At 65.1% G+C, this 16712-nt stretch carries 16 protein-coding genes; 15 read left to right on the forward strand and 1 reads right to left on the reverse strand.

Annotated features, from left to right (window positions below):
- Window positions 1-66: 66 nt before the first annotated feature.
- From pgsA to C7G41_RS00760, 8 genes are all read left to right on the forward strand, one after another.
- A complete protein-coding gene (pgsA, locus tag C7G41_RS00725) occupies window positions 67-684 on the forward strand; it encodes a CDP-diacylglycerol--glycerol-3-phosphate 3-phosphatidyltransferase (protein ID WP_106940790.1) in 618 nt (205 codons plus the stop codon).
- Complete coding sequence (gene moaD, locus C7G41_RS00730; RefSeq protein WP_106940791.1) at window positions 681-932, forward strand: molybdopterin converting factor subunit 1; 252 nt, start codon at window positions 681-683, stop codon at window positions 930-932. Before pgsA ends, moaD begins: the two co-directional genes overlap by 4 nt.
- 3 nt (window positions 933-935) lie before the next feature.
- Window positions 936-1412 (forward strand): molybdenum cofactor biosynthesis protein MoaE, encoded by a 477-nt coding sequence (locus C7G41_RS00735; RefSeq protein ID WP_106940792.1) that lies wholly within the window; start codon window positions 936-938, stop codon window positions 1410-1412.
- Window positions 1412-2371 (forward strand): 50S ribosomal protein L3 N(5)-glutamine methyltransferase, encoded by a 960-nt coding sequence (gene prmB, locus C7G41_RS00740; RefSeq protein ID WP_106940793.1) that lies wholly within the window; start codon window positions 1412-1414, stop codon window positions 2369-2371. Before C7G41_RS00735 ends, prmB begins: the two co-directional genes overlap by 1 nt.
- A 90-nt stretch (window positions 2372-2461) precedes the next feature.
- On the forward strand, window positions 2462-3073 hold the full coding sequence (locus C7G41_RS00745) for a phage holin family protein (protein WP_106940794.1): 612 nt from the start codon (window positions 2462-2464) through the stop codon (window positions 3071-3073).
- 2 nt (window positions 3074-3075) lie between these two features.
- On the forward strand, window positions 3076-4203 hold the full coding sequence (locus C7G41_RS00750) for a YihY/virulence factor BrkB family protein (protein WP_106940795.1): 1128 nt from the start codon (window positions 3076-3078) through the stop codon (window positions 4201-4203).
- 142 nt (window positions 4204-4345) lie between these two features.
- Window positions 4346-5821 carry an EAL domain-containing protein gene (locus C7G41_RS00755; protein WP_106940796.1) on the forward strand — a complete coding sequence of 492 codons (1476 nt, stop codon included), beginning with the start codon at window positions 4346-4348 and terminating at the stop codon, window positions 5819-5821.
- Between the two features lie 15 nt (window positions 5822-5836).
- Window positions 5837-6691, forward strand: coding sequence for a TIGR01459 family HAD-type hydrolase (locus tag C7G41_RS00760; RefSeq protein ID WP_106940797.1), 855 nt, complete (start codon window positions 5837-5839; stop codon window positions 6689-6691).
- Window positions 6692-6892: 201 nt separating this feature from the next.
- Here the strand turns inward: C7G41_RS00760 and C7G41_RS00765 are convergent, their stop codons facing one another.
- Entirely contained in the window at window positions 6893-7288 is a 396-nt protein-coding gene (locus tag C7G41_RS00765; RefSeq protein WP_007596883.1) for a response regulator, read from the reverse strand.
- A gap of 229 nt (window positions 7289-7517) precedes the next feature.
- Here C7G41_RS00765 and C7G41_RS00770 point away from each other — a divergent pair, with 229 nt between their 5' ends.
- The 7 genes from C7G41_RS00770 to arfB all read left to right on the forward strand — a co-directional run bounded on the left by C7G41_RS00770 (window position 7518) and on the right by arfB (window position 16672).
- Entirely contained in the window at window positions 7518-8489 is a 972-nt protein-coding gene (locus tag C7G41_RS00770; RefSeq protein WP_106940798.1) for a bifunctional riboflavin kinase/FAD synthetase, read from the forward strand.
- 202 nt (window positions 8490-8691) lie between these two features.
- A complete protein-coding gene (ileS, locus tag C7G41_RS00775; protein ID WP_106940799.1) occupies window positions 8692-11700 on the forward strand; it encodes an isoleucine--tRNA ligase in 3009 nt (1002 codons plus the stop codon).
- Window positions 11701-11864: 164 nt separating this feature from the next.
- Window positions 11865-12359 carry a signal peptidase II gene (gene lspA / locus C7G41_RS00780; RefSeq protein WP_199198057.1) on the forward strand — a complete coding sequence of 165 codons (495 nt, stop codon included), beginning with the start codon at window positions 11865-11867 and terminating at the stop codon, window positions 12357-12359.
- A gap of 97 nt (window positions 12360-12456) precedes the next feature.
- Window positions 12457-13185: a hypothetical protein gene (locus tag C7G41_RS00785; RefSeq protein ID WP_199198058.1), complete on the forward strand. Its 729-nt coding sequence runs from the start codon at window positions 12457-12459 to the stop codon at window positions 13183-13185.
- A 201-nt stretch (window positions 13186-13386) separates the two neighbouring features.
- Window positions 13387-14778, forward strand: a complete 1392-nt coding sequence (locus C7G41_RS00790) for a pitrilysin family protein (RefSeq protein ID WP_199198147.1) — start codon at window positions 13387-13389, stop codon at window positions 14776-14778.
- Entirely contained in the window at window positions 14775-16142 is a 1368-nt protein-coding gene (locus C7G41_RS00795; protein WP_199198059.1) for a pitrilysin family protein, read from the forward strand. Before C7G41_RS00790 ends, C7G41_RS00795 begins: the two co-directional genes overlap by 4 nt.
- A gap of 113 nt (window positions 16143-16255) precedes the next feature.
- A complete protein-coding gene (gene arfB / locus C7G41_RS00800; protein ID WP_106940803.1) occupies window positions 16256-16672 on the forward strand; it encodes an alternative ribosome rescue aminoacyl-tRNA hydrolase ArfB in 417 nt (138 codons plus the stop codon).
- Window positions 16673-16712: the final 40 nt, after the last annotated feature.

The following is a 16712-nucleotide window of genomic DNA, read 5'->3' on the forward strand; positions in this document are numbered from 1 at the left end:
CATCCCGCACCCCATTTGGGGAGCGGAACGGTTGACCTTCAGGCTGCAGCGGTATTGGTAGGACGGATGAACATCGTCACGACACGAGGGACGACCAGCCGCGCGATGTCCCTCCCGAACATCCTGACCTACGGCCGGATCGCTGCGATCCCGGTCGTGGTCGGGTGCATCTACGCACAGTCGATCATGGACGGCCCGCTGTGGCTGCGCTGGGTCGCGGTCGCCATTTTCATCGCGGCTGCGGTCACCGACTACCTCGACGGCTATTACGCGCGAATCTGGAATCAGCAATCGGCGTTCGGCCGGATGCTCGATCCGATCGCCGACAAGCTCCTGGTCGCCTCGTGCCTGCTGATGCTGGCCGCCGACGGCATCATTCACGGCTGGTCGCTGTGGGCCGCCATCGTGATCCTGTGCCGCGAGATCCTGGTCTCGGGCCTGCGCGAATATCTTGCCGCGCTGCGCGTCAGCGTGCCCGTGACCAAGCTTGCGAAGTGGAAGACGACGGTTCAACTCATCGCCATCGGCTTCCTGCTGGCTGGCCCGGCCGGCGATGAGGTGGTGCCCATGGTCTCGATGATCGGGCTGGCGCTGCTCTGGGCCTCGGCGATCCTCACCATGTACACCGGCTACGACTATTTCGGCGCCGGCATCCATCACCTCATCAAGGAGGATGAGGGATGAAGGTGAAGTACTTCGCCTGGGTGCGCGAGCGCGTCGGCAAGGCCGAGGAGACGATCGAGCCGCCCGCGACCGTGCGCACCGTGGAGGATCTGATCGCCTGGCTGTCCGGCCAAAGCGAAGCTTACGCCTACGCGTTCGAGAAGCCGAAGGTGATCCGCGCCGCGATCGACCATGCCCACGTCAAGTCGGACGCCGCGATCGCGGGCGCCCGCGAGATCGCGTTCTTCCCGCCGATGACCGGCGGCTAGACCATGCCCGTCACCACCTGCCCCGTCACCATCCGTATCCAGCAAGACGATTTCGACATCGCCCGCGAGATCGCGGTGCTGACCGGGAACCGCACTGACATCGGTGCGGTCGTGAGCTTTTCCGGCATCTGCCGCGGCGACGAGGACAGCGCGAAGATCGCCGCGCTCTCGCTCGAGCATTATCCCGGCATGGCCGAGGAAGAGATCAGGCGCCATGCCGACGAGGCCACCTCGCGCTGGCCTCTCAACGGCGTCACGGTGATCCATCGCGTCGGCCGGTTCATGCCCGGCCAGAACATCGTGCTGGTGCTGACCGCCTCGCAGCACCGCCAGGTAGCGTTCCAAGCAGCCGAGTTCCTGATGGATTATCTCAAGACCAACGCACCGTTCTGGAAGAAGGAAGAGAGCGCCACCGGCACCGGCTGGGTCGAGGCCCAGGCCCGCGACGACGAAGCCGCCGCGCGCTGGGCCCGACGCTGATGGCAGCAACATCCAAAAAGACCGTGCGCGGCCGCGCCGCGCCAAAGCTCGCGAAACTGGGCCGCGGCGAGCTTCTCACGCTGATCGATTTCGTCCGTTATGCGGTGAGCCGCTTCAATGAGGCCAGGCTCGCCTTTGCCCATGGCACGCCCGATCCGGTCGCGGAAGCGGCCTTCCTGGTCTGTGAAGCCCTGCATCTGCATCCCGAGCAGTTCGAGATTTTTGCCAACGCGCGCGTCACGACCGCCGAGGGCAGGACCATCATCGATCTCATCCACCAGCGGGTCACCACGCGCAAACCGGCCGCTTATCTCGTCAACAAGATCTACATGCGCGGCCTGCCGTTCTATGTCGACGAGCGCGTCATCGTTCCGCGCTCCTTCATCGGTGAGCTCTTGGAGTCGCATTTCGGTGGCGACGGCGAAGCCGGCTCGCTGATCGACGATCCCAGCGCCGTCGAGCGCGTGCTCGATCTCTGCACGGGATCGGGATGCCTCGCGATCCTCGCCGCGCATCATTTTCCGAACGCCACGATCGATGCCGTCGATATCTCCAAGGGCGCGATCGACGTCGCCAAACGAAATGTCGGCGAATACGGGCTCGATGACCGGATCAGCCTGCATCGTGGCGACCTGTTCGCCCCGCTCGGTGACACCAAATACGACCTGATCATCACCAACCCGCCTTATGTCGACGCTGAAGGCATGGCGGCGTTGCCGCCGGAGTGCCGGGCCGAGCCGAAGCTCGCCTTCGACGGCGGTGCCGACGGTCTCGACGTGGTGCGTCGGATCCTGCGCGATGCGCCCGACCACCTGACGCCGGATGGTGGGCTGATCTGCGAGATTGGCCGCGGCCGCGAACTGGTCGACGAGGCCTTTCCTGAACTGCCGCTGCTCTGGCTCGACACCGAGGATTCCGAGGGCGAAGTGTTCTGGATCGCCGCAGCCGATCTCGGCTGATCCATCACGGCGGGCAGACCTCGTCGGAACAAGTCAAATACCGCCACGTTCATCCCCCGACGAATTTTCTCGCACTCGGAGGATAACCGCATGCTTGCGCCATCGGGGGAATTGCTGCGCGCCGGCGTCGCGCTCAAGCTCAACCATCTCAAGCGCGCCGCCCAGTCCTATGCCCGTGACCGGAGCAATCAAGCCACGGGGCGCATGACCTCGTATGCGGCTGCGGCCGGACTGCTCGCGGTTGCGGGTTTGTTCGTCGTCGCAGCCTTCTTCGTCGGCCTGATCGCGCTGTACCGCTGGATTGCAATCCATTACGGGCAATTCTGGGGGTTCGGCGCCGTCGGCGGCGTGCTCCTGGTCCTGGCCGCGGCCTGCGCCGGCGTGGCCATGGCTCAGATGAAGCGCAAGACCAAGCCGATCGTACCGCTCGCCAGCCGCCTGCGCGTGGCGATCGCCACCCCGCGCATCCCGCGCGGAACGGTGAAGCAGGCGGTGAAAGAGGTCGCGACGACAATTCCCCTGGCGCCGCTCGCGCCGGGCGAACGCGGCCATGACCGAGGACATGAACCAGGACATGGCGGCAGCACGCGGCCGGCCAGGTCCAACCGGCCCGTGCAACTCGGGCTGATGCTCGCGGCCGTTGGGCTGGTCGGGCTCACGGCAGCGCACCGGCGGCGTCACGGCCACGGAGCGGAGACCTGAAAATGCGTATGCGGCGCGCCGAGCACCTCGACAGCTGGCTGTTAGTGGCAGCCACGACCGTGTTCGTGCTCACCGCAGAACGATATTTCCAGGATTCTGGGATCCAGCCAGGACCTCCGCAGGACCACCGTAACGGCGAGGCGAATTCTCCGGAAACGGGCCCGGCGCGCGCAGCCACGCAGCCCGGCCGCGGCCGCCGCGCGAAAAGCCCGTTCGCGATCCCCTTGGCAGGCTGGAAGGACATCCTCTGGCGCACCTATCAGCGCATCGATGACGATCGCCTGCTCGCAACCGCCGGCGGCGTCGTCTTTTTCGGACTGCTCGCGATCTTTCCCGCTGTGACCGCGCTGGTCTCGTCCTACGGCCTGTTCGCCGATCCCTCCACGATCAGCTCCAACCTCCAGACGTTGGCGACGATGCTGCCAGAGGGCTCGTTCCAGATCGTCGAGGAGCAGATTGGGCGGGTGGTGTCGAATGGCAGTACAGCCCTCGGCGCCACCTTCCTGTTCGGACTCGTACTTGCGATCTGGAGCGCCAATGCCGGCGTCAAAGCGATTTTCGATGCCCTCAACGTCGCCTATGAGGAACGCGAGAAGCGCAGCTTCATCAAGCTGAACCTGACGTCGCTGGCCTTCACAATTGGCGGCATCGCAGCCCTCCTGGTGATGGTCGGCACCGTGGTCGCCTTTCCGCTCGCGCTCAACCATCTTGGGCTCGCACCCGAAAGCAAGCTGATCGTGGCGCTGGCGCGATGGCCGCTGCTGCTCGTCATCCTGCTGGCTGCACTCGCCATCCTCTACCGCTTCGCGCCCAGCCGCGACGCGCCGCGCTGGCAATGGCTGAGCATCGGCGCGGTGACGGCCGCGATCCTCTGGATCGCCGGCTCGGCGCTGCTGTCCTGGTATCTCTCGGAATTCGCCAATTACAACGCGACCTACGGCTCGCTCGGCGCTGCGATCGGCTTGATGATGTGGATGTGGATGTCGGCCATCGTCATCATGTTCGGGGCCGAGCTGAATTCGGAGATCGAACGGCAGACCCTGCGCGACACGACCACCGGGGCGCCCAGGCCGCTTGGCACCCGCGAGGCCGTCTCGGCCGACACGGTCGGCGCTGCGGCGCCATCCTGACTCCGAGATCGGGCCGCTATCCCCTCGAATCAACAATGATGTTAAGGTCATGCCGCTTGGGGGAGCATGCGGCGTGACGGGTTCGAAACGCCACCCGTGTTTTCCCGGTCAAGCAGTCAGCTCTTGAGGCGTAGCGCGCGGCATGATTCGTATTTCGACGATCTTCATCGCCATCTGCATGGTTCTGGTCGCCGCCTCGCTCGGGCTCGTGCTCTACGCGGTCGCCGGGATCAGCGGAACCGAATCCGCGATCGTGGCGCTGACGGCGCTGACCTTCCTGATCCTCTACAATGCAGTGTCGATGCGACTGCGCGACCGCAGCGACGTCGGCGGCCAGATCGCCGATCTTTCACGCGGCACCGCCGACCTCGCCCGCCAGGTCGCCGAGTTCGGCCGCCGGCTTGCCACGATCGAAGCACGCATCGCCTCCTCCAATTCGGCCAATTCCGACCGTATCCAGTCGGTGGTCGGCGAGATCAACGAGCTCGGCGGATTGGTCAGGCAGCTCGCCACCACCGTGTCGGCCCATGAAGATCTAATGGCCGGCAACGCGCCGGTGCCGGCCACCGCTCCGGTCGCAAGGCAGGAGCCGGATGCGCCGCTCGACCTGATGGCGCCGTTCGAGGAGGAGCGGCCGGCTGCCCCTCCCCCGGCGCCCACGCCGCCGCCACGTCCGGCAGCACCGGCAATCCAGACCCAGACCGCCAATCCGGTTCAGGCCGCGAACGGCCGCAACCAGACCCAATTGCTGGCGACGCTCCGCAACGCGATCGACGAGAACCGCATCGACATCTTCCTCCAACCGATGGTGACGCTGCCGCAGCGCAAGGTCCGCTTCTACGAGGCCGTGACGCGCCTGCGCGACGAGCGTGACCAGTTGGTCGCGGCCGAGGAGTTCATCAGCATCGCGGAGGCCTCCGGCCTGATCGGGCGCATCGACAACATGGTGATGCTGCGCTGCGTGCAGGTGCTGCGACGCCTGATGGTACGCAACAAGGAGGTCGGCGTGTTCTGCAACGTCGCGGCTTCCACGCTCGGCAATTCCACCACCTTCGCACAATACCTCGATTTCCTCGAAGCCAACCGCGCGCTGGCGCCCTCGCTGGTGCTGGAATTCAAGCAATCGACCTTCCGCAATCTCGGCCCGGCCGAGACCGAGAATCTCGCCGCGCTCGCCCAGCGCGGCTTCCGTTTCTCGATCGACCATGTCACCGATTTGCGTATCGAACCCCGCGAGCTTGCCGATCGCGGCGTGCGCTTCATCAAGGTGCCGGCCTCGCTCCTGCTCGACCCCAGGCAGGCTTCGGCCTCGGACATCCACCCTTCAGACCTCTCCGATCTTCTCGGCCGCTTCGGCATCGATCTGATCGCCGAGCGGATCGAGGGCGAGCGCGCCGTGATCGACCTGCTCGACTATGACGTGCGGTTCGGCCAGGGGTTCCTGTTCGCGCCGCCCCGGCCATTGCGGCCGGAGGGGTCATCTGCTACCGCCGCGCCGAACCAGGCACAGGACACTCAGGGATCCAATGGCTCCGGCACACCCAGCTCAGCCGCAACGTCGGCTGCGTCTCCGCCACAGCGCGTCACCGGCAACGCCGCGCTCGCGCGCCGCATCTGATCGGCCGCGCGCATCATGACCACGCTGCATTTCGCTGAAAGCCTGCGTGAACTCGTGGCGGGCGTGGACGTCGTGCTCAGCGACATCTGGGGCGTGGTCCATAACGGCCTCGAATCCTTCCCCGAAGCCTGCGAGGCGCTGCACACCTATCGCAGCCGCGGCGGTACGGTCATCCTGATCACCAACGCGCCGCGCCCGGCCGACTCCGTGCAGCGGCAATTGCGCAAGCTTGGCGTGGCCGACGAGACGTATGATGCGATCGTGTCTTCAGGCGATCTGACGCGGCTCTATGTCGCCGACCATCCCGGCCGCAAGATGTTCTGGCTCGGCCCCGAGCGCGACAACTCGATCTACCGCGGCCTCGATGCGGTGACCGCGCCGCTGGAGGAGGCAGATTACATCGTCTGCACCGGTCTCTATGACGACGAGACCGAGACGGCCGAAGACTATCGCGGCATGATGCTGAAGGCGCGCGAGCGCAAGCTGACGCTGGTCTGCGCCAACCCCGACATCGTGGTGGAAAAAGGCGACCGCCTGATCTATTGCGCCGGCGCGATCGCGGAGCTCTATCGCGAAATCGGCGGCGAGGTGATCTTCTACGGCAAGCCGCACCGGCCGATCTACGAGCGCGCGATGGCGCTCGCCGGCGAACGCCAGGGCCACCAGATCGACCGCAAAAAAGTGCTCGCGATCGGCGATTCCGTCCGGACCGACCTCACCGGCGCGCGCGAGTTCGGCATCGATTGCCTGTTCGTGACCCGTGGCATCCATGCCGAGGAGTTCGAGGGTCTCGACCAGCTCGACCCGGCTTCGGTGCTGGAATTGTTCGGCCATCCGCCGAAGGCGCTGATGCGCGAACTGAAGTGGTGATGGCTACGGCTTGAAACGTCGCGGCTTAGACCAATTGCTCAGCGATAGACGTCGTCATGGCCGGGCATAGCCGGCCGTAGGACGGCGTCGCTCTCGCCCGCCTACGCCCCGGCCATCCACGCGTTCCTTTGCAGCTCCAAGAACGTGGATGCCCGGGACAAGCCCGGGCATGACGATCTTGATGAAAGCGGCAGGAGCGCCTTACGCGCTCGCCATGTCCGGGAAGACCGCCTCGATCTTGGTCTTCAACGTCGCGGCGTTGAATGGCTTGACGATGTAGTTGTTCACGCCGGCCTTCTTCGCCGCGATCACGTTCTCGGTCTTCGATTCGGCCGTGATCATGATGAAGGGCGTGGTGGCGAGGTTCGGATCCGCGCGCACTTCACGCAGCAGGTCGTAACCCGTCATCGGCTCCATGTTCCAGTCGGAAATCACGAGCCCGTACTTCTTGCCGCGCATCTTGTTCAGCGCTGCCGAACCGTCGCTTGCATCATCGATATTCTCGAAGCCAAGCTGCTTCAGGAGGTTCCTGATGATACGGATCATGGTGCTGTAGTCATCAACCACCAGAACCGACATCGACAAATCAACCGCCATCTCGACTCCCCCAACGCAAACCCAGGAAATATTTACAATCGGACCAGCCGGGCCGGAGCCCCGCGGTTCCATGCCCAAGGACTAGCACCAAGGCGTTAAACAGCGCGTTAACTGGGAACGCCCCCGGTGGACTGAAATCGCTTTCGATGCGGCCGCCCCTCCCGCTTGACTTCATCCGGCCCGTCGCGCCACGGTCCCGGCCGGTCCCGCCGGTTCGAGAATTCCCCTGATGGCTCCGCATTTTACCGTTATCCGCGACACCACGCCGGACTCCGCCATTGCAAGGGGTGCCGTGGTCGCCATGGGCAATTTCGACGGCGTTCATCTCGGTCATCGCGCCGTGATCGCGGCAGCCCTGGAAATGGGCCGGATACATGGCCGCCCTGCGCTGGCATTGACCTTCGAGCCGCATCCGCGCCGGTTTTTCAGCCCCAACACCCCGCAATTCCGCCTGACGGACGAGCGTGCCAAGCTGCGGCTTCTGGCCGGCACCGGACTTGACGGCGCCGTGGTTATGACCTTCGACAAGTCGCGCGCCGGGACCAGCGCGCAAGACTTCATTCACCATGACCTGATCGGACGCCTGGGCATCGGGGGCATCGCCGTCGGCTACGACTTCCACTTCGGCAAGGGTCGGGTCGGCTCGCCGAGCCTCCTGGTCAACGAGGCGCCCCGGCTCGGCATCGAGGTCGACGTGCAGCCGCATGTCGATATCGACGAGCGGCCGGTCTCCTCCAGCGCGATCCGGATCGCGCTCGCCGAAGGCCAACTGGACGAGGCCACGACCATGCTCGGCGCGCCCTGGTTCATCACCGGCGAGGTCATCCACGGCGAGAAGCGCGGCCGCGACCTCGGTTATCCCACCGCCAACATCCGCCTCGACGCCAATTGCGGCCTCAAGCACGGCATCTATGCGGTGCGGATCGGCCGCGGCGCGGAGCGGCTGGACGGGGTGGCAAGCTTCGGCCGCCGCCCGACGTTTGATAATGGTGCGCCGCTGCTGGAAATCTTCCTGTTCGACTTCAAGGGCGATCTTTACGGACAGGCGCTCGACTGCGCCTTTATCGGCTTCATCCGCGAAGAGCTGAAATTCGACGGCCTGGATGCCCTGATCCGCCAGATGGACGACGATTCTGCTCGCGCCCGGGCCATGCTCGCCGCCGCCCCGGACGCGTTTCCGAGGCTTGGCGCCATCGATTGAGGCCGGAAACCGGCCCGCCGAACCTTTTGCGCTTCCCCCGCCCCCCTGCTATGGAGAGCCCATGTTTGCGCGGCGCATCATAGGGATTAGCGGCCCGGCTTCCGCCTGAGCCTTCGGCTCGGCGCAAGACCGGGATGTTGTCGTTTCACCCGCGATTCCGCATCGCCATCCGTTCCCGCGCCCTTCCGAGCCAGTCAGCCTCATGTCCGACAAGCCACAAAAGTCCCAAAAATCCGAAGCCAAAGATTATTCGAAAACCCTGTTCCTGCCGCAGACCGAATTCCCGATGCGTGCCGGCCTGCCGCAGCGCGAGCCGGAGCTGCTGAAATACTGGAACGACATCGGCCTATACGACAAGCTCCGCCAGGAAGCCCAGGGCCGCGCCAAATTCGTGTTGCATGACGGCCCGCCCTACGCCAACGGCAACATCCATATCGGGCACGCGCTGAACAAGATCCTCAAGGACGTCGTGACCAAGAGCCAGCAGATGCTCGGCTTCGACTCCAACTATGTGCCTGGATGGGACTGCCACGGCCTGCCGATCGAATGGAAGATCGAGGAAGAGAACTACCGCTCCAAGGGCAAGCAGAAGCCCGACTTCCGCGACTCCGCCGCGATGGTGGCATTCCGCAAGGAATGCCGCGCCTATGCGACACACTGGATCAACGTGCAGCGCGAGGAATTCAAGCGCCTCGGCATCATCGGCGACTGGGATCATCCCTATCAGACGATGAGCTATCCCGCCGAAGCGCAGATCGCCCGCGAGCTGATGAAGTTCGCCGCCAACGGCACGCTGTATCGCGGCTCCAAGCCGGTGATGTGGAGCGTGGTCGAGAAGACCGCGCTCGCCGAGGCCGAGGTCGAGTACGAGGACTACACCTCCGACATGGTGTGGGTAAAATTTCCCGTCACCTCCCCGGCACATGGTGCGCTCGCCGATGCTTCGGTCGTGATCTGGACCACCACGCCCTGGACACTGCCCGGCAACCGCGCGATCTCGTTCTCACCGAAGATCGCCTACGGCCTCTACAAGGTGACGGATGCGGTCGCGGACAATTGGGCGAAGACCGGCGATCTCCTGATCCTGGCTGACGCGCTCGCTGCAGAGGTGTTCAAGCAGGCGCGCGTCACGGCCTATGAGAAGGTGCGCGACATTCCCGGCGACACCTTGGACGCCGTGGAGTGCGCCCATCCCTTGCGCGGCCTCGATGGCGGTTACGCGTTTATCGTGCCGCTGCTCGCCGGCGAGCATGTCACCGACGATACCGGCACCGGCTTCGTGCACACCGCGCCGAGCCACGGCCGCGAGGACTTCGACGTCTGGACGGCCAATACCCGCGAGCTCGATGAGCGCGGCATCTCGACCGCGATCCCCTACACTGTCGACGAGAACGGCGCCTATACCGCGCAGGCCCCCGGCTTTACCGGCAAGCGCGTGCTCAACGACAAGGGCGAGAAGGGCGATGCCAATGAGGCCGTGATCAAGGCGTTGGTCGAGGCCGGCAAGCTGCTCGCGCGCGGCCGCCTCAAGCACCAGTATCCGCATTCCTGGCGCTCGAAGAAGCCGGTGATCTTCCGCAACACGCCGCAATGGTTCATTGCGATGGACAAGGACATCAGCGACGACGGCCACGCCAAGAAGGGCGACACGCTACGCGCCCGCGCGCTGCATGCGATCTCGGTCACGCAATGGGTGCCGCCGTCGGGTGAGAACCGCATCAACGGCATGATCGCCAATCGTCCGGACTGGGTGATCTCGCGCCAGCGCGCCTGGGGCGTTCCGATTGCCGTGTTCGTGCGCGAGAAGAGCGACGGCTCGGCCGAGATCCTGCAGGACGAAATCGTCAACCAGCGCATCACCGAGGCCTTCATGGAGGAAGGCGCCGACGCCTGGTACATGGAAGGCGCCCGCGAGCGCTTCCTTGGATCGCGCGCGAAGGAAGACTGGAAGAAGATCGACGACATCTGCGACGTCTGGTTCGATTCCGGCTCCACGCACGCCTTCGTGCTCGAGGATCGCCAGAACTTCCCGCAGCTCGGCAACATCGTTCGCAAGGTCGACGGCGGCGGCGACACCGTGATGTATCTGGAAGGCAGCGACCAGCATCGCGGCTGGTTTCACTCGTCGCTGCTGGAGAGCGCGGGCACGCGCGGCCGCGCGCCCTACGACATCGTGCTCACCCATGGCTTCACGCTCGACGAGAACGGCCGCAAGATGTCGAAGTCGATCGGCAACACAGTCGAGCCTCAGAAGGTGATCAAGGATTCGGGCGCGGATATCCTGCGTCTGTGGGTCTGCGCCACCGACTATGCCGACGACCAGCGCATCGGCCCGGAGATCCTGAAGAACACCATCGAGACCTATCGCAAGCTGCGCAACACCGTGCGCTGGATGCTGGGAACGCTGGATCACTACAAGCTGGCCGACGCAGTCGCGCCCGCCGACATGCCTGAGCTCGAACGGCTGATGCTGCACGAGCTCGCGGTCCGTGCTGCCGTCGTCCGAAAGGCCTATCAGGAGTTCGACTACAAGACCGTGGTCGCAACCCTGTCCGCCTTCCTGAATAGCGAGCTCTCCGCGTTCTATTTCGACATCCGCAAGGACACGCTGTATTGCGATCCGCCGTCCTCGCCGACGCGCAAGGCGGCGCTGACCACGATCGACCTGTTGTGCAGCTCGATCCTGAAATGGCTGGCGCCGATCCTCAGCTTCACCGCGGAGGAGGCCTGGCGCATGTACAGGCCCGACGCAGAACCCTCGGTGCACCTGACGCAGTTTCCCGACGACCTCGAAAGCCTGCGCGACGACAAGCTCGCCGCGAAGTGGGAAGCGATCCGCAACGTCCGCCGCGTCGTCACCGGTGCGCTGGAGCTCGAACGCGCCGCCAAGAACATCGGGTCGTCGCTGGAGGCATCGCCGGTCATCTATGTCGCCGACCGCGACATGCTTGCGACGCTGTTCGACACGGACCTCGCCGAGATCTGCATCACCTCGAACTACGAGGTGCGCGAGGGCGAGGCGCCGGCTTCCGCATTCCGTCTCGATGCCGTTCCAGGCGTCGCTGTCGTGGTGGAGAAGGCGGTCGGCACCAAATGCGCCCGTTCCTGGAAGATTTCGCCGACGGTGGGTGAAGACCCCGAATATCCCGACGTCACCCCGCGCGACGCCAAGGCGCTGCGCGAATGGAAGGCGCTGGGGGTCAGCGTTTAACTCTGCGTCGTCCCGGCGAAGGCCGGGACCCATAACCACGACCGCCGATTGCAGCGAAGGCTGATGACCACGAGTCCCTCAAACAACTTCCGCCTCGGAGTATGGATCCCGGCCTTCGCCGGGACGACGGCGGTGTTTGTAGTGGAGATAGAGATCTCCCCTGCATGACCCCGCTCCGCGCCGGCATCCTCGCGGCCCTGGTCACGCTCGTGGCCGACCAGGCCTCAAAGCTCTGGCTGCTGAACGTGTTCGACCTTGCCCGTCGCGGCGCGGTGAGCGTGACGCCATTCTTCGACCTGGTGCTGGCCTGGAACATCGGCATCAGCTTCGGCTGGCTCCAGAACGACGGTCAGGCGGCGCAAATGGCGCTGATGGCCGTGAAGGTCCTCGCCGTGGTTGCGCTGGCGATCTGGATGGCCCGCTCGCACACCCTGCTGGCAACTATCGCGCTCGGCCTGATCATCGGCGGCGCCATCGGCAATGGCATCGACCGCCTGGCCTATGGCGCGGTGGTCGATTTTGCCCTGTTCCACGTCGAGATCGGCGGAAATACCTATAATTGGTACGTGTTCAACCTCGCAGACGTGGCCATCGTTGCTGGCGTGGCGGCGCTATTGTATGATTCCTTCCTGGGGGTACCCGCCGCAAAAGCGCCCTGATCCCGGCCGATACGGACCGGCAGGCGGAACCTTGCTTTTGCGAGGGATTATGCCGCGCGAGAGCGGCAAACTGCCACAATTTGGAACAGGTACAGTGATGCGCAGCTCGAAAACCAGCGGTTCGATGGTTGAAGACCCCCGGCAGGGGTTCTGGCGGGCGTTGAAATTGTCCGCTGTCGCGCTCGGCATCGGTCTCGTCATGTCGGCTGGCGCCGCACGCGCCGGTGACGACGGCGAGGACGACGACGACATGACCTTCGAAGAGAAGCTCATCGACAACCTGATGTCGGGCATCGGCGCCAAGAGCATGGAGAAGAAGGGTATCGAATACCGCGAGCGCTCGCCGCTGGTGGTGCCGCCCAAGCTTGACCTGCCGCCGCCCGCCGGGACCGAAGCCAAGAACGCACCGAACTGGCCGAAGGACCCTGACGAGAGACGCCGCAAGGAGGCCATCGCGCAGCGCAAGAAGGCCGTCAAGGCGACGGAGAGCTGGCAGGCCGGCCGGGCGTTGTCCCCCGCCGAGATGGAGGTCGGCAGGACAGCCGCACCCGAGCGCACGAGCAATGATCCTATTCAGCCGGGTACCAACGGCAACCCGTCGCTCAGCCCGGCTCAGCTCGGCTTCACCGGCGGTCTGTGGGGCATGATGAAGGGCAGCGGCGCCTCCGAAAACAAGCAGTTCACGACCGAGCCGCCACGCCAGTCGCTGGTCGAGCCGCCGCCGGGCTATCAGACACCGTCGCCGAGCTACGCCTATGGCGCCGGAGAGGACAAGTCACGGCGGACCTATTTCGACATCATGTCCGGCAAGGACAAGGAACAATAGCCCTCCTGTCCTTCGATATCCCGACAGACGCGGACCCGCGCCGGCGGCTCGTGCGCGCCGGACGCGGTCTTTAAATTGCTTATCAGTAACTTGCGCCCGAGTTGAGTTCTCTGCTTCGTGACGCGAAGCGTTTGCCGCACGGTGTACCATGCCGTGTCTCCGAGCCGGACGTCCGGGCTCGGCCTTTCACTAGGGATCATGATGTTCGCAAACCGATCGGTTGCCCGCCTCCTTGCCGCGCTGCTTTCGACGAGTGTCCTGACGGCCGGCGCATCCCTTGCGCAGACCACGGTGACGTCGGCTCCGCCCGCCAGCTTCACGCTCGGAAACGGCATGCAGGTCGTGGTGATTCCCGACCACCGCACGCCCGTCGTCACGGAAATGATCTGGTACAAGGTCGGCTCGGCAGACGAGACGCCGGGCAAGTCCGGGCTCGCGCACTTCCTCGAGCATCTGATGTTCAAGGGCACCTCCAAGCATCCGGTCGGCGAATTCTCCCAGACCGTGCTCCGCGTCGGCGGCAACGAGAACGCCTCGACCTCGGTCGACTACACCAACTACTACCAGCGCGTGCCGCGCGAGCAATTGCCGACCATGATGGAGTTCGAGGCCGACCGCATGACCGGCCTGATCCTCAAGGACGAGAACGTGTTGCCCGAGCGCGACGTCGTGCTCGAAGAATACAACATGCGCGTCGCCAACAATCCGGACGCGCGGCTGAACGAGCAGATCATGGCCGCGCTCTATCTCAACCATCCCTACGGCCGGCCGGTGATCGGCTGGCACCAGGAGATCGAGAAGCTCGATCGCGAGGATGCGCTCGCCTTCTATCGCCGCTTCTATGCGCCGAACAACGCGATCCTGGTGATCGCCGGCGACGTCGAGGCCGCCGACATCCGCCCGCTGGTCGAGCGCAATTTCGGCTCCATCCCGGCCCAGCCCGCGATCCCGGCGCGCCGTGTCCGCCCGCAGGAGCCGGAGCCCGCGGCGCCGCGCACCGTGACCCTGGCCGATCCGCGCGTCGAGCAACCCGGCTTGCGGCGCTATTACCTGGTGCCCTCGGCAACCACGGCAGCAGCCGGCGAAAGCGCGGCCCTCGATGTGCTGGCGCAGCTGATGGGCAGCGGCAACAATTCCTATCTCTACCGCGCGCTCGTGGTCGACAAGCCGCTCGCGGTCTCCGCCAGCGCCAGCTATTCGAGCATCTCGCTCGACCCGACCCAGTTCGCGATCTCGGCTTCGCCCAAATCCGGCGTCAGCTTCGCCGAGGTCGAGCAGGTGGTCGACGGCGTCATTGCCGACGTCGCGCAGAATCCGATCCGCGCCGAGGATCTCGAGCGGGTCAAGACCCAGCTCATCGCCGAGGCGATCTACGCCCAGGATAACCAGGCGGTGCTGGCACGCTGGTATGGCGGCGCACTGACCACGGGCCTGTCGATCGAGGACATCCGGAGCTGGCCAGATCGCATCCGCGCGGTCACCGCCGAGCAGGTCCGCACGGTCGCGCAGAAATGGCTCGAGAAGAAGCGCTCGGTGACGGGCTATCTGATCAAGGACACCGGCGCCGCCAAGCGCGAGGAGAAGCGTTCGTGACCTATCCCTTCCTTCGACGTGCAGCATTCTCCGTCGTCACCGGCGCGACATTCGCACTCGCCACCGTCTCTCCGTCGCAGGCGGCTGCAAAGATCCAGCATTTGACCTCGCCGGGCGGCATCGAGGCCTGGTTCGTGCAGGATGCGACCGTGCCGCTGATCGCCATGGAATATTCCTTTGCCGGCGGCTCGGCACAGGATCCCAAGGACAAGTCGGGCGTCGCCAATCTGGTCGGCGATCTCCTCGACGAAGGCTCCGGCGATCTCGATTCCAAGACCTTCCATGAGCGGCTCGACCGCCGCGCCATCGAGCTCTCCTTCAGCGCCACCCGCGACACCTTCCGCGGCAGCCTGCGCATGCTGCGCGACAACAAGGACGAGGCCTTCGACCTGCTGCGGAGCGCGCTGACCTCGCCGCATTTTGAAACCGCCGATGTCGAGCGCATTCGCTCGCAGGTGATCTCGGGCCTGCGCCGCGAGACCACCAACCCGACCTCGCTGGCGAGCCGCAAATTCCTGGAGATTGCCTTCGGCGATCATCCCTACGGCCGGCAGTCCAACGGCAACCTCGACAGCGTTCCGACCATCACGGTTGCCGACATGAAGGATTATGTCGGCCGCGTGCTTGCCAAGGACACGCTGAAGATCGCGGTGGTTGGCGATGTCGATCCGGCCACGCTCGGCAAGCTACTCGACCACACTTTTGGCAGCCTGCCCGCCAAGGCCAACCTCGTGCCGGTCCCCGACGTCGAGGCCGCCAAGCCGCCGCAACGCGCCTTCGTGACGCTCGACGTGCCCCAGACCGTGATCACCTTCGGCGGCCCCGGGGTGAAGCGCAGCGATCCGAACTTCATGGCGGCCTATGTCGTCAACCACATCCTCGGCGGTGGCGGGTTGTCCTCGCGGCTCTATCGCGAGGTGCGCGAGAAGCGCGGGCTGGCCTATTCGGTGTTCGAATCGCTGCTCTGGATGGAGCATTCGGCGGTTTTCATCGGCAATACCGGCACCCGCGCCGACCGCGCCGGCGACACCATCGACGCCATCGACAAGGAAGTGCGCCGGATCGCCGAGGAAGGCCCGACGCAGAAGGAGCTCGACGAGGCCAAGTCCTACCTCAAGGGCTCGCAGATGCTGGCGCTCGACACCTCCTCGAAGCTCGCGCAGGCGCTGCTGCAATATCAACAGGACAAGCTGCCGATCGACTATATCGAGAAGCGTAACGGCGTTGTCGATGCGGTCACCATGGACGACGCCAAGGCGGCCGCAAAGCGCCTCTGGGGCCAGGGCCTCCTGACCGTCGTCGTCGGCCGCGCCCCACAGGCCGCGGCGCAACCGGCAGCCGCACCGGCGACGAAGTCGAACTGACGTCTTTCGGACGCTTCCTGAAATGGCCGGGCTCGCCCGGCCATTCGCATTTCGGGCGCCATTGCCGAATGTAGGCGTCCGGGATATGTCCGGGCATCACGAATGGTGCCACTATGCTGCGGATATCCCGCGATCTCGTCATCGACGAGGACGACATCGAGATCGGCTTTGTCCGCGCCTCCGGCCCGGGCGGGCAGAACGTCAACAAATTGTCGACCGCGGCCCAATTGCGCTTCGACGCGCGCAAGCTGACTATCCCGGAAGATGCGGCGATCCGGCTCGCCCGCATCGCCGGCCAGCGCATGACCAAAGACGGCGTGATCGTGATCCACGCCCAGCGCTTCCGCACCCAGGAACGTAATCGACAGGACGCCATCGACCGCCTTACGGAGATGCTCGGCGAAGCCATGATCCGGCCGAAGCCGCGGCGCGCGACAAAGCCGACCTTTGGCTCCAAGCAGCGCCGGCTCGAGGGCAAGAAACACCGCAGCGACATCAAGTCGAAGCGCGGGCGCGGTTTCGACGACTAGCAGACACAGCAAAAGAACTCCGGCCGCAGGGCGACCGGAG

The organism is Bradyrhizobium sp. MOS002, assembly GCF_003020115.1.
Lineage (GTDB): Bacteria > Pseudomonadota > Alphaproteobacteria > Rhizobiales > Xanthobacteraceae > Bradyrhizobium.

Coding starts and splice junctions, on each gene's coding strand:
- C7G41_RS00770 (WP_106940798.1), top strand. CDS start 7,518: ATGGCTCCGCATTTTACCGTTATCCGCGACACCACGCCGGACTCCGCC.
- arfB (WP_106940803.1), top strand. CDS start 16,256: ATGCTGCGGATATCCCGCGATCTCGTCATCGACGAGGACGACATCGAG.
- C7G41_RS00735 (WP_106940792.1), top strand. CDS start 936: ATGCCCGTCACCACCTGCCCCGTCACCATCCGTATCCAGCAAGACGAT.
- C7G41_RS00760 (WP_106940797.1), top strand. CDS start 5,837: ATGACCACGCTGCATTTCGCTGAAAGCCTGCGTGAACTCGTGGCGGGC.
- C7G41_RS00755 (WP_106940796.1), top strand. CDS start 4,346: ATGATTCGTATTTCGACGATCTTCATCGCCATCTGCATGGTTCTGGTC.
- C7G41_RS00745 (WP_106940794.1), top strand. CDS start 2,462: ATGCTTGCGCCATCGGGGGAATTGCTGCGCGCCGGCGTCGCGCTCAAG.
- C7G41_RS00790 (WP_199198147.1), top strand. CDS start 13,387: ATGTTCGCAAACCGATCGGTTGCCCGCCTCCTTGCCGCGCTGCTTTCG.
- ileS (WP_106940799.1), top strand. CDS start 8,692: ATGTCCGACAAGCCACAAAAGTCCCAAAAATCCGAAGCCAAAGATTAT.
- moaD (WP_106940791.1), top strand. CDS start 681: ATGAAGGTGAAGTACTTCGCCTGGGTGCGCGAGCGCGTCGGCAAGGCC.
- prmB (WP_106940793.1), top strand. CDS start 1,412: ATGGCAGCAACATCCAAAAAGACCGTGCGCGGCCGCGCCGCGCCAAAG.
- C7G41_RS00785 (WP_199198058.1), top strand. CDS start 12,457: ATGCGCAGCTCGAAAACCAGCGGTTCGATGGTTGAAGACCCCCGGCAG.
- C7G41_RS00750 (WP_106940795.1), top strand. CDS start 3,076: ATGCGTATGCGGCGCGCCGAGCACCTCGACAGCTGGCTGTTAGTGGCA.
- pgsA (WP_106940790.1), top strand. CDS start 67: ATGAACATCGTCACGACACGAGGGACGACCAGCCGCGCGATGTCCCTC.
- C7G41_RS00765 (WP_007596883.1), bottom strand. CDS start 7,288: ATGGCGGTTGATTTGTCGATGTCGGTTCTGGTGGTTGATGACTACAGC.
- lspA (WP_199198057.1), top strand. CDS start 11,865: ATGACCCCGCTCCGCGCCGGCATCCTCGCGGCCCTGGTCACGCTCGTG.